Here is a 12,329-nt window from a genome sequence, read left to right as displayed (position 1 = left end):
GCCGACGACATCACCGCGTTCCTCCGCGGCGGAACGGTGGTCAACCGCCGGTGCGTACCACGATAATTCGTGGCATGCAGACCGCCGGTGCAGCACACTTCGCCGTGGACTCCTGGGCCCAGCAGGCCGGGTGGTCGAAGGCTGCCGACCGGCAGAAACGAGCCATCGGACGGGTGCGGGCCTGGGCGCTGTTGTGCGGAGTGCTGGCAGCCGTGTCGGGAGCGGGGGCCGCCCAGCTCGGGAGCGGTCATCCGAACGCGGCACGGTGGGCCGCCTTCGCCGCGGCTGTCGCGGCGGGGGCCGTACCGTTGCTCAACCGGCAGGTGGGGCGGACGCAGGTGCAGGACTGGACACGGCTGCGATCGATCAGCGAGGCGTACAAGACCGAGATCTACCGCTTCCTCGCCGGCGTCGGCCCTTACCGGAGCACGGCAGACGCGCCCGCACTGCTGCAGCGCACCGTCGACGGCATACGCGCGGAGGCCGCCGACCTGCTGCCGCACATCGCGGGCATGACCCTCGACCCGTCCAGGCCGCTCCCGGCGGTAAGCGATGTCGACTCCTACGTGCAGGTCAGGCTGCGCGGCCAGATCACCGGTTACTACCGGCCACGGGCCGCCCGGATGCACCGCCGGCTGAGGGCAGTGCGCCGCGCGGAACTGGGGCTCGGCGCCCTGGGAGTGCTGCTCGCGGCGGGGAGCGGCGCCTTTCACGTCGAACAGCTGGCGGCCTGGGTCGCGGCGGTGTCCACCGTGGCGGCGGCGCTCGTGGCCTACGCCACCGCGGCCAAGTACGAATACCAGGAGCTGGAGTTCCTGCGTACGGCCGCCGAGTTGGAGCGGCTACTCTGCGAGTGGGACGTGTCGGCCGATCACGGTCCGGCGGCGCAGGACACACTGGTGAGCCGGTGCGAGCACGTCATCTCGGTACTCAACGACACCTGGATGGTCAAGTGGACGTCCGAGGCTTAGCCGTTGCCCCCGTGGGCGCAAGGCCCAAGTCCTGTGCGTGCCGCAGACGCCGGCCTGCCACCTTTGCCATGGCCTTGTTGCTCAGGCAGCTCGGGCACCACGGTACGCGCACGAGCACCCCGGCCCTCGTGGCCACGTAGAGCGAGCCGGAGCCGGCTGCCGCCGGCAGGGTGAGCAGGGACCTCACGCCACCGGGAATGTGCGAAAGCACCTGCCGTGGCATGGCGTTGTCGCTCGGGTGAAGGACGACGGAGCCGTCGCTGTATCCGATGGCGAAGGCCGCGCCGGTCGGGTCGTAGGCCGCGGCGAGAGCGAGAACGGAGTCCGGTGGTGCGTCCATGAGAGTGTCCCACCGGTAGCCGTCGTGGCCCTCGGGGCGAGCGATCTGCGTACAGCCGGACACGCCGGTTCCGGTACCGACGGGCAGTATGCGGGGGCCGGGTGCGGTGGCGATGGCCTCGATGCCTGGCGCACAGCCCACCCGGTGGAGCAGGACAGGCGCGGACCCGGGGACGGCGCTGTCGACGTCGCCCTTGACCGTGGTGAGGAAGAGGCCGTCGCCCGACGGGTCGAGGGCGACGGCCGTGACGCCTGGCTGAGGCACATCGATCCGGCCGGTCACCCGCAGCGAGCCGGCGTCGACCACGAGGATGTCGGAGTACAGACACGGCACGTAGAAGTGGCGGCCGTCGCGGGCGTAGACGGGTCTGCCCGGTGTGCAGCCGGACGGTGTGGCGACGGGCGTGGTCGCGCCCGTCGCCAGGTCGACCACACGCACGCGGCCCGCCGCATCCCCCACGGCCGCCACGACCGCGTGCTTGCCACCCCGGTCGGACGCCGCGAAACTTATCGTGCCGTGGACCTTCAGGGTCCGGACGACTGTGCCCGAGTGCGCGGCCAGCAGCCGCAGTTCGCCGTTCCGGCTCGCGACCCACAGATGCGCGGTGTCCTGCGCGGGGAAGAGGTCCTGGAACCACGAGCCGGGCTCGTCCAGCAGCAGCTTCCCGTCGGCGAGTTTCCAGGAGACGACGGAGGAACCCGCCAGGCCCCAGATCCTGTCCCCCTTCGCCGCCCACGCCACGTCCGTGACAAGCCCCGGTGCTCCGGCCAGGACGTCCCGTACGGTGCCACGGCCGATGTCGACGAGGGCGATCCCGGCATCCGTGGGTACCGCCACCCACCGCTGGTCGGGTGAGAGCCGGGCGGTCCCGCGGGCGGCGGCAGGCAGGACGACCCTGCGCAGGGAGCCGTCGCCTGACAGCACTTCCAGACGGGCGGAGCCGGCCCGGGACGTCACGGTCGGGGCACCGTCCGCCGAGGGCTTCTCTCCCACGCCGCCCGCCCCGGAGCGCGTTGCCGAGCGCCGCGTGCGGTCAGCGGCTCCACGCGCCCAGGTCGAGCCGTCCTCTGCGGTGACCCGCACCAGAGCACCGACCGTCGGGGTGGCGAACCGCCGTCCTGCGACGGGGAGGGTGAACGCGTCGTCGGGCAGGTCCACCGCGAGTGCGGCTTCGAGGATCTGGGCGTCCGCCACCGACTCGTCGGAGCCGAGTCCCGAGGCAAGTCGCAGCCCCCGGTAGGGGTCCGCGTCGATCACGGCGAGCGCGGCACGGGTGTCGCTGAAGCGGTCGGACTGCGCCGCCAGCCTCTTGTTGACCTCCTTCTCCACGCCGGGCGCGACCTGCCCCGAGACGTAGGCGACGAGCAGCAGAAGAGTCAGGGCACCGGACGCCGCGGTCTGCCGCCTGGTGCGCCGTCGGCTCGCCGCGATGTAGGCCGACTCCACTGCGGACAAAGCGCGTTCGCCGCGCAGGGCGTCGAACTTTCGGCGCAGCCGCCAGGGCGCGAGGCCCTTGTGCGACCGGCCGTCGGCGTCCCAGTCCCGCGCCCTCACGGACAGTTCGGTCGCCGTCCCGTGCCGGCGGGCGGCCTGCCGCCAGGCGCGGGCGACTTGTTGCGCGGCCGTGTCGACGTCCCGTCCGACGGGGACCTCCAGCCGCACCTTGCCGTACCGCAGGGCGTATGCCGCCTCGGTGGCGCAGGCCGACGAGGCACGCCAGTGCTCCGAGTCGCAGACGAGGAAGAGGTCGCATGCCTGGACGGCGTCCTCGACCTCGTCCCGCCACGGTACGGAGAACGGAATGCCCTCACGGTCGATCCAGCACCGCACACCCTGCCCCGTCAGGTCGCGGACCAGCGCATCGGCCCACGAACTGTCCTGCCTGCTGTAGGAGATGAAGACGCTGTGCAGCATGTCAGTCCTCCACCGGCGTGGACGGTTCCGGCAGCGGCCGGCACTCGTGGGCGTCGAGCGTGCGCCGGGTCGCGGCGTCCACGTTCTTGAGCTGGCGAGGGATCCAGCAGCCGTTCAGCCGCGCCTTCAGGCGGGCTATGAGCCCCTGGTCGGTGGTGCAGCCGGGGCAGGACGGCACCCGCCAGAGCAGACCGTCACCCGCTCTCACCAACGGAGACGTGCCGGACCACCCGGCAGCCGTGGCCGGTTGGCCGCCCGGAATGCGCCAGCTCGCCACCACGCGTGGGACATCGTCACCCATCCGCAGCGAGACCACCGCCACCTCGCCGCGCGAAGTGGCGGCCACCAGTTGGGAGCCGTCCGCCGATAGAGCCATGACGGAAATGGCGTCGTTGAAGAGGCGAAGGGAGAAGCCGTTGCGCCCGGCCGGCTTGACCAGGATGCGCCCGCCGTCGGCGCGTACCGTCGCCGTCGGACCGTCGGCGCCCGCTTTTGTGCTGAGGCCTGCGTCGGGGGGTGGGGTGTGCGCGGGAAGTGGCCCGGGGGGCGCCTGCCACAGGGTTGTGTTGTACAGCCCCCAGCAGCCCAGTTGATCGCCGTAGAGGGACATCTCGAGGATCCGCAGCTGCGGCACGTCGCTGCACACGGTCCCGAGGTCGCCGCCGTCAGCCAGCCGGACGACGTGCGCCGGCTGGTCCTGCCCGCCCACGACCACGCGCCCGTCTCGCAGGAGGCCCATCGTCTCGGTGCGGTCGGGCACCGCGACGCCGGTGGCGGCGGGCGCGTGACCGGGGACGAGCCGCCACAGCTGCCGGTCGGCTCCGGCGAAGACCGCGGAGACCTCGTCGGGCGCGACCGCGCCTGCCGCGATCAGCGGCTTGCCGGTGTCGGCGCTCGCCAGGACCGCACCGGTCAGGGCGTTCAGCAAGCGGTAGTGGCCCGGTGCCGCAACCACCAGGGCGCGAGCGCCGCCGTCGCCGGTCGGCCTGACGTCCAGCAGTTCGTCGTAGCGTGGACCGACGGAGCGGAAGGCCCCGTCATGGACGGAGCCGACGACGAGTTGGTGCCGGCGCCCCACCACCACGTCACCCCGCCGGGTCATCCCGGCGACGGCGTATCCGCTCTCCACGTGCGCGAACCGGCGTACCTTCCGCGACAGGAGGTCGATCACCGCGGTGCCCTTCTTTCCGACAGCCACGACCGTACGGCCGTCGCCTCCGGCCGCGATGTCGGCGTAGCCCGCGCCCAGGCGAATCTGCCGGCGGACCGCGCCCTGGTGGACGTCGTAGAGGCCGAGGCTGTCGACGCCGGTGGGAACGTCGCGCACGAGCAGGGCCGCCTGCCCGCCACCGGGCAGGAGCGCCACGCCGTCGATCGTCTCGGAGCGCCCGCCGATTTCCACGACGGGTTCGCCGAGCGACCACGGCAGAGACAGCAGCGAGGCCAGCGACTGCCGCGCCAGCGACTTCTGGTGTGCGTTGCCGCGCAGCAGCAGCGAAGCCGATTGCAGCGAGGTCCACTGCGGCATGACGCGACTGACCGCGGGGTCCCCGAAGGAGACGAGCGCGTTGAAGTCCGTGCCTCTGGTCTTCAGGATGCGCGGCAGCGTCACGGCCACGATCAGCGCCATGGCGACCGCGAACACCGTCGCCACCGTGCGGCGGCGCCGCGTGCGCCGCCGTTGCTTGCCGGTGTGCCGGTAGGACGCCTGCACGAAGTCCCCGACGGAACCCGAGGTGTCGATATAGCCGTCCTCCCGCAGCAGGGCGAGGAGTTCACGAGCCTCGGCCGCCTGCCGGTGGTCCCCGATAAGGCGCTCAGGACTGCGCTCCGCCCCGGTCCACGCGTCCGCCTGGGCGCGCAGGTTGCGCAGCTCGCGCACGTGCCGGGGGTCGCTGACGGCGGCGACGAACACCATGCCGAATGCGTCGACCGGCGAATTCACGTCCAGATTGACCCAGTTGAGCGACCGCAGCCATTTCGGCGCGCGACTGCTGCGTACGCCGTCGACCCGCACCGGCACCACGCGCGCGCCCTGGCAGCCGTCGACCCGTTCCTGCCACACGGGGTCGTCCACCGACGACTCGGATATGACCACGACAGCGATGTCCGCGGACCCGGCGTCGTCGCCCGGAGCCAGCCCGACGTCATGGAGGAAGCGGCATAACGACCGGCTCACGGCGGCATCCTCGGCGACCGCGACCACCGCGATGTCGGGAACGGCTCTTTTCGCAGGCATGCGTCATGACATCACAGCAGGAGTCGCCTCAAAAGGCGATCAGAGTGAGAGGACTGCCGTGACGAGGCGGATTCGTACCCCGAAGGCCCGAGGGGCGCACCGGCTTCACGCGGTATGTCCAGCGGGCCGTACACATGTGGCGTAGCCGCCTCGATCGGAGGGCCACGCACACGGGTCGACACGAAAGGAAGACGTTTACAACCGGGGCGGTCCCGGTACACCAGTCCAGCAGATCCTCGAGCCGTGTGCCGGGCCCAGGCCGACCGATTTGTTGAAATGGATGTGCACGTGGACAAGAAAGAGCTCATCGAAGCCACCCTGCCGAAGACGGGTGGCGGCATCTCGGCCGACGCGGTCGAAACCGTCATTGACGCGCTCTTCGGGACAGTGGAGACGCCAGGTTCGATCGCCGAGGCGGTCAAAGCGGGAGAGCACGTCACGCTCCTGGGCTTCGGCGGTTTCGAGCCCGCTGAGGGGGATCCGTCCAGCGCCGTCAGACTGCGCCCCGGCAAGGCGCTCGTCGCGTTCATGCACTCGAACTAGCCGTTTCCGAAAAGACGCGAAAGGTCAGGAACCCATGAGCTCATCCACTCCCGCCTACACAGTCCCCGGACTCTCCGTCGAAACGGGCGGCGAGGTCACGCGCCTGCTGAATCTGCGTCTGCACGCCCTCAACGATCTCGCTCTCACGCTCAAGCACGTGCACTGGAACGTGGTGGGTCCGCACTTCATCGCCGTTCACGAGATGCTCGATCCGCAGGTCGAGGCAGTGCGCGGAATGGTCGACGAGACTGCCGAGCGCATCTCGACCCTGGGCGGCTCACCGCACGGCACGCCGGGCGCGCTGGTGAGCGAGCGCACGTGGGACGACTACGACATCGGACGCGCCGGTGCCATCGAGCATCTGGGAGCGCTCGACCTCGTGTACACCGGCGTCATCACCGAGCACCGAAGCGTCGTGGACGCCACCGAGGAGACCGACCCCGTCACTCAGGACATGCTCATCGGCCAGCTGCGCAACCTCGAGCTGTTCCAGTGGTTCGTCCGCGCCCATCTGGAGACCGCCGGCGGCCGGCTCAGCACCGGGGACGCCGCCACGGAGCGCGAGGCCGCCTCCCGCGCCGGCGAATCCGACCGTGCCTGATGGCCTGATGGCCACCGGTACGTCCCGAGCACACCTGGTACCGCCCGAAAGGCGAAGCCTGGCTGGAGGCCGACGAGTACGGCCCAGGTATCCGCGCCGGCCTCGAACAGACCCTCGCGAACATCAAACGCGTCGTGGAGGGCAGCAGCACCGACCGGGCGTGAGGCGCCGAGGTGCGAGGTCCTGTTCGAGCCGTGACAGTGGATGAGGGGCTGTATCTCTGCCTGGGAGGAACACGGTCATGGCCAAGGACAGCTCGCGGAAGAAGGCGCCGGCCAAGGGCGACAAAGTCGCCTGGAGCAGCCACGGCAGCGAGACCACGGGAAAGGTGGAGGACAAGGTCACCAAGCGCACGAAGGCCGCGGGGCGCACGGTGGATGCCTCTCCTGAGGACCCGCAGTACCAGGTGCGCAGTGACAAGTCCGGCCGGTCGGCCGTGCACAAGCCGTCGGCGCTGAAAAAGAAGAAGTAGCGCCGTGGCGAGTGACGAGCAGCGCAGGACGTGGGACGAGTTCCGGGACCTGGTCAACATGACCCCGTCCGAGCTGGAGAAGTGGCTGGACACCGATGAGTCGCAGGCTGCCGGACAGCACAAGGACGGCGACGGCGAGTCCGTCGGTCATGCCTCGGGACGGCGGATCGTCTCCATCCTGCGCAAGAAGAAGGGCGACCTGTCCCCGGCGGACTACGACCACATGAGCGACGTGGTCGGCTACGTCCGCCGGCATCGCGCGCAGCGGCCGTCCGGCGACGTCCGCGACTCGCGCTGGCGGCACTCCCTGATGAACTGGGGCCACGACCCCCTCGCCGAATAGCCGCGCCGCGCCGCACGACCGCGCCGCACAGCATCGCCGCACCGCCTCACCGCACAGCCTCGCCGCGGTGCGCGCCCCGTCGTGCCGAAGGCCGCCCCCGCGCCTACGCTCGGTAGCATGGCGGTCACTCATCGATCAGCGGTGGTCAGGCGGCGCCGGCTCCTCGTGGAAGCGGCGATGAGCCGGCCCGGCATCGCGCGGCTCATCTCCCTCTACCGTTACTTCGCCTTCAATGTGCCGGCGCTCATCACGGCCGTGTCGTTGGCGTTGCTGCTCGGGATCGCCGCTGTGCATCTGTGGCTGCTGTCCGCTGGCTACTCACTGCCGGCCTACTTCCGTGCGTACCTGGCGTTGCTCGCCGCCGGTGCTCTGCTCGCCGCGGTGGGGATCGGGGCGCGGTGGGTCACGGGCGCCCGGGAAGGTTCGGGCGTGTCCCGGCGGGGCGGCCACATGGCGTGGGCGCTGGGCAGCCTGGCGTCGCTTGCTTCGATCGGGATGTACCTCGCGAGCCGCACGCTGGGTCTCCCCGGTCTCGACGTGTTGACGGGCCGGTGGGACTACCCGCTCGGCACCTTCTCGATGATTCTCGCCGGCCTGTTCGTCGCGCTGCACTTCTCGGTCCTGACCGGACTCAACGTGGCCGCGCCCGACCGCCGTGGATGGCGGGACTGATGCCGGGCCGTGCGGCCCCGCGTGAGGAGCTTCGATGCAGCAGTTGAACTTTCCCGTGTGGCTGCGCGTCGAGCACTGGGTGAACGTCCTGTTCCTCACGCTGCTGCTGCGCAGCGGTGTGGAGATCCTCGCCACCCATCCGAAGCTCTACTGGCGCAACGACAGCCACCCGGGCACCGAGTGGGCTCGTTTCACCCGCAAGACGATGCCGGCGAGCCGCCTGTACGACACTCTGGACGAGGAGGAGAGCTATTCGTCCCTCGTGTCGCTGCCCGGCCACAAGCAGCTGGGCATGGGCAGACACTGGCACTTCATCAGCGTCATCGGCTGGATCCTGACCGGCATCACCTACTACGCCCTGCTGTTCGCGACAGGCCAGTGGCATCGCTACATCCCCTACGACTGGTCGCTGTTCTCCACGGCCTGGCAGGACGTACTGACCTACCTCAGCTTCGAGCTGCCGCCCCTGCTGCCGGGCCAGCCCCTCGACGCGGTGCAGAAGCTGGCCTACGCCGTCGTCATCTTCCTGCTGGCTCCGTTCCTGATCTTCACGGGCGCTGCCCAGTCCCCCGCCATCGAGGCCCGCTTCCCGTGGTACGTCCGGCTGTGGGGCGGCCGGCAGGCCGCGCGCAGCCTGCACTCCCTCGGCCTCCTGGCCTTTCTCGCGTTCATCGCCGTGCACCTCATCATGATCGGCTGGTGGGGCTGGCCGGAGCTGAACGCGTTGATGATCTTCGGCCACGTGCAGGATCTGAACTGGGCCATCGGGGCGTCCCTCGCCATCCTCGCCGGCATCGCGCTGCTGCACGTCGCGGCGACGGTGGTCAGTCTGCGGCGGCCGCGTACGGTGCAGCGCGCCCTCGGGGCGGTCGTCACCGCGGCCCGTCGCGTCCTTCTGCGGCCGCTTGAGTCCCGGCAGCACTACCCGCGCCGTGCGGTGTCCGTGGAGCACCGTGTCAACGGCAAACCGCCGTGCTCACTGCGGTACAAGGCGATGGCCGTGCACGGCTTCGTCGACTGGCGGCTGCACGTCGGCGGACTGGTGGAACGCCCGATGGCCTTCAGCCTTCAGGACCTGCGGGAACTCGGCCGACCAAGCACTCAGCGGGTGCTGCACAACTGCGTGCAGGGCTGGTCCAGCGTCGGCGAGTGGGGCGGAGTGCCGCTGCGGACGGTGCTCGATCTGGTCGGGCCACTGCCCGGGGCCCGCTTCCTGTGCTTCATGACGATGCAGGACACCGGCCGGGACGAGCCGAGCGCGGAGGGCGCCGGCCGGTTCTACGAGGTCATCGACCTGAGTCTGGCGCAACACCCGCAATGCCTGCTCGCCTACGACATGAACGGCGGCCCGCTGCCGATCAAGTACGGCGCCCCGCTCCGGTTGCGGCTGGAGACACAAGTCGGCTTCAAGATGGCGAAGTGGATCGAGAGCATCGAGGTGGTCTCCGACTACTCGGCCATCGGCGAAGGCATGGGCGGCTGGCGCGAGGACAACGTCTTCTACGACAAGGACGTGGAAGTGTGACGCCCCGTCCGCCGGCGTCCGGCGTCCCGGTGAGGAGCGCGCTCCGGCCCGAGATCACACCGCTCAGCGAGGAGCAGCGCAGGCGGGCGCACAGCGTGCTGCGCCGCCACGGTGCCGCCTGCCCCGGTTGTGGAAACAGCCGCCGGCTGGCCATCGGCGACGCGCTGCACCTGGGCTTCCTCTTCCTGGACGAGGCGCCGGACGCCTACATGCTCGCGGTGACCTGTCCCCGCCGCAGCTGCCCGGCACGCCGCAGCGGCATCGTGCTGCGCGGCGGAGAGTTCTTGTGAGCGCCAGGCACCGGCCCGGCAGGCGGCTCGCGCGTGCCCCCGCTGCACAAGGGGCAGGCGCCGGCCGGTCAGCTCCGCGGCGGTCTGCCGTCCCCGGAGCCGCGTTGCGGCCCGGGCTCGTCCGGGTTCATGCCGGGCGTGACGGCCTTGCCCTCCTGGACGAGGTGAGCCGGGCGCAGGCCGTGCCTGCCGGTCAGCGCCCATACCGCAAGCGCGACGACGACGATCTGGAGGATCAGGGACGTGAGGCCGAGCGGCTCGAGCCAGTTGCCGTAGTCGTCCTCGTCGGTGGGCACGGGCGTGGCCCGGGTGACGATGTAGCCGATCGACGTCAGCAGGGTGGTCAGCCCGCCCAGCACCCAGCCGAGCCGCGGTCCGCTCGTCAGCAGCAGATAGGCGCCCGCGACGGCGCCGACGGCCGTGGCGATGAAGCCGCCGACGAGGAACGGCACGTCCGCGTCGATGACCTCGTACGCGTGGATACCCGCATCGATCAGCAGCAGCACGCCAGCCAGGACCCGCGCACCGGCGTGTTCAGCGCGGCCTCGTGGCACCGATACGGGACTGTCCAGCACGACCCATCCCCTGCTCGCGGGCGCGGGCAGCGGCTCGTCGATCGACGAGCGCCGCACCACGCGTCAGCGGCCGGCCCGGCAGTGTGCCGGCACCGGCCGCGACCATCCTCGGCGCTCGCCCCATGCCCGCATTCAGGGCGCGCCGCGACGCTGAAGCGGTCAACCAGTGCGGTCCAACGACTCCGGCCCACCGCATGCCTGTCGTCACGTCGTGTGCCTTCGCCCAGATGTCGTGCGCCCCTGCTCAGCGGTCGGTTTCTTCCCCAGGGGCGGCGGCGCCAGGCCGAGTCGGTCGGCCAAGGCAGCGACGTCCCGCAACTCGGCGCACAGGTGCGTGTACCGGATATGGTCGGCCGGCGCGAGCGCACCTCGGTCGTCGTAGTACGTCAGCCGCAGCAGCCGCCCGTGCAAGACGGCCCCCCATCGGATGCTGAAGTCGTAGACCCGCGCGCTGTCAGCGGCACCGTCTGAGTCCTCGGCGAGTTGCCGTAGCTGCTCGACGTGCGTGAACAGCACATCCAGGTCGCCCGCCACCCCCGCTACAGCGCCAGGTGACGGCGCGTGGCGCGTCCTCGGTCGCGGGGTGCGCGTCGGCCATTTGCCCAGTCTCGTCACAGGCGCGCTCACAGGTCCGGTTTTGCGATGCTCAGTACGTACGGTCGGCCCTGCACGGTCAGGTAGACGCGGTCCGGGCCCACGGCGATGCCCGAGACCGGCGCGTTCCTCACCCGAGAGCCGCGCAGCGCCGTCCGCAAGTCGATCGTGGCCAGGACGGTGAACCGTCCGCCCTCGAAGCCCTCGAAACTGTTCGTCTTCAGCACCACCAGGCGATCACGCGTGACGGCGTAGAGCCGATTCTCGTCGGCGCCCAGATACAGCACCGGTTCGCCGAGACGCGCCTGGGCGACCAGCCGGAGTTCGTCGCCCCCGGGCGCCACATCGATCGCGACCAGGCGGTCCGTCCCCTTTTCGGCGGCGTACAAGCGGCTGACCTTCACGAGGTCGCCGGTGGCGGCGCGGGCCTGGAAAGGGATACTCGCCGTTTCCCTCACCTGACCGGCATCGCCTTCGTAATGGGAAACGCGGCGGGGCCCGATCGTGTGGAATTCGATGACACGATTGCGCGCCGGGCCGTCGACCTCCCTGTCGGGACCGGGCCCCAGTGCCACGCGCCTGCGTACCACCACGCGCTGCTGCTGACCGGGCGAGCGCTGGAGGTCGAGGCCGGTCACGAGGGAACCGTCCTCGGACAGGGCCAGCAGCACCTTCGCACCGGCGTCCGCGGACACGAAGGCAGGTGCCTGCCCGGCTCGCAGGAGCCTCTCCGTGCGCAGTGTCGTGGCGTTCACGACAGCGATTCGGTCCGAGCGCGGCTCTGGCACATACACGGCTGTCCCACCTGTGACGCTGGGCGCCAGATTCTCGCCCAGGCGCGGCATTGGAGGCGAGGTGCTGGTGCGGGCGCTCACCCGGCACGCCGAGACGACCGGAGTGATCCTCACGACGCGTGATGCCGCACCGGCGAGAGCGAGCACGGCATGCGCCTTGGGCGACCAGATCGGCGCCCGCACCGTCGTCCCCACCCGTACGACGGCCACCCGCTGCCCCGTCTCGGAAGCGCTCCCGCCCGCCGCACTCCCGCCCGCCGCGCAGCCCGATGCGACGGTCATCCCGGCCACCGCCAGTACGAGTGAGCGTCGAAACACCGAACTCTCCGTTCGCACGACCAAGCAAAGACGCGGGGACTGACCTGGGACAGCGGAAGGACGCGCTTTCCATGCAATCGCGCCGCACATTCCCGCGCCAGCCGACCACACCCGAACGAAAAGACCCGGCGCCGGGAG

Annotated in this window: 13 protein-coding genes; 8 read left to right on the top strand and 5 right to left on the bottom strand. The window is 70.7% G+C overall.

The features are described 5' to 3' along the window. Window positions 1-74 precede the first annotated feature (74 nt). Window positions 75-971 carry a DUF4231 domain-containing protein gene (locus tag JFN87_RS06455; RefSeq protein WP_209338918.1) on the top strand — a complete coding sequence of 299 codons (897 nt, stop codon included), beginning with the start codon at window positions 75-77 and terminating at the stop codon, window positions 969-971. Here the strand turns inward: JFN87_RS06455 and JFN87_RS06450 are convergent. After that, a complete protein-coding gene (locus JFN87_RS06450; RefSeq protein WP_209338917.1) occupies window positions 949-3,225 on the bottom strand; it encodes a toll/interleukin-1 receptor domain-containing protein in 2,277 nt (758 codons plus the stop codon). The two genes, JFN87_RS06455 and JFN87_RS06450, sit on opposite strands and share 23 nt — an antisense overlap. Window position 3,226: 1 nt before the next feature. Then, on the bottom strand, window positions 3,227-5,464 hold the full coding sequence (locus JFN87_RS06445; protein WP_209338916.1) for a TIR domain-containing protein: 2,238 nt from the start codon (window positions 5,462-5,464) through the stop codon (window positions 3,227-3,229). 288 nt (window positions 5,465-5,752) lie between these two features. Here JFN87_RS06445 and JFN87_RS06440 point away from each other — a divergent pair, with 288 nt between their 5' ends. The 7 genes from JFN87_RS06440 to JFN87_RS06410 all read left to right on the top strand — a co-directional run bounded on the left by JFN87_RS06440 (window position 5,753) and on the right by JFN87_RS06410 (window position 9,910). Beyond that, on the top strand, window positions 5,753-6,007 hold the full coding sequence (locus tag JFN87_RS06440; RefSeq protein ID WP_209338915.1) for an HU family DNA-binding protein: 255 nt from the start codon (window positions 5,753-5,755) through the stop codon (window positions 6,005-6,007). Between the two features lie 34 nt (window positions 6,008-6,041). Next, on the top strand, window positions 6,042-6,608 hold the full coding sequence (locus tag JFN87_RS06435) for a Dps family protein (protein ID WP_209338914.1): 567 nt from the start codon (window positions 6,042-6,044) through the stop codon (window positions 6,606-6,608). Window positions 6,609-6,849: 241 nt separating this feature from the next. Further along, window positions 6,850-7,080 carry a hypervirulence associated TUDOR domain-containing protein gene (locus JFN87_RS06430; RefSeq protein ID WP_209338913.1) on the top strand — a complete coding sequence of 77 codons (231 nt, stop codon included), beginning with the start codon at window positions 6,850-6,852 and terminating at the stop codon, window positions 7,078-7,080. A gap of 4 nt (window positions 7,081-7,084) precedes the next feature. Next, a complete protein-coding gene (locus tag JFN87_RS06425; RefSeq protein WP_209338912.1) occupies window positions 7,085-7,423 on the top strand; it encodes a DUF3140 domain-containing protein in 339 nt (112 codons plus the stop codon). Window positions 7,424-7,600: 177 nt separating this feature from the next. Beyond that, window positions 7,601-8,095: a hypothetical protein gene (locus tag JFN87_RS06420; protein ID WP_209338911.1), complete on the top strand. Its 495-nt coding sequence runs from the start codon at window positions 7,601-7,603 to the stop codon at window positions 8,093-8,095. A gap of 34 nt (window positions 8,096-8,129) precedes the next feature. Beyond that, window positions 8,130-9,620, top strand: coding sequence for a molybdopterin-dependent oxidoreductase (locus JFN87_RS06415; RefSeq protein ID WP_209338910.1), 1,491 nt, complete (start codon window positions 8,130-8,132; stop codon window positions 9,618-9,620). Beyond that, window positions 9,617-9,910, top strand: a complete 294-nt coding sequence (locus JFN87_RS06410) for a hypothetical protein (protein WP_209338909.1) — start codon at window positions 9,617-9,619, stop codon at window positions 9,908-9,910. Before JFN87_RS06415 ends, JFN87_RS06410 begins: the two co-directional genes overlap by 4 nt. 68 nt (window positions 9,911-9,978) lie before the next feature. Here the strand turns inward: JFN87_RS06410 and JFN87_RS06405 are convergent, their stop codons facing one another. From JFN87_RS06405 to JFN87_RS06395, 3 genes are all read right to left on the bottom strand, one after another. Continuing rightward, window positions 9,979-10,416, bottom strand: coding sequence for a hypothetical protein (locus JFN87_RS06405; protein ID WP_209338908.1), 438 nt, complete (start codon window positions 10,414-10,416; stop codon window positions 9,979-9,981). A 273-nt stretch (window positions 10,417-10,689) separates the two neighbouring features. Beyond that, window positions 10,690-11,019: a hypothetical protein gene (locus JFN87_RS06400; protein WP_209338907.1), complete on the bottom strand. Its 330-nt coding sequence runs from the start codon at window positions 11,017-11,019 to the stop codon at window positions 10,690-10,692. Window positions 11,020-11,108: 89 nt separating this feature from the next. Continuing rightward, a complete protein-coding gene (locus JFN87_RS06395; RefSeq protein WP_209338906.1) occupies window positions 11,109-11,834 on the bottom strand; it encodes a hypothetical protein in 726 nt (241 codons plus the stop codon). Window positions 11,835-12,329 lie beyond the last annotated feature (495 nt).

Source organism: Streptomyces montanisoli, from assembly GCF_017813245.1.
Classification (GTDB): Bacteria; Actinomycetota; Actinomycetes; order Streptomycetales; family Streptomycetaceae; genus Streptomyces; species Streptomyces montanisoli.
Note: the sequence above shows the minus strand (reverse complement) of the source record. Positions and strands in the feature narration are given on the sequence as shown.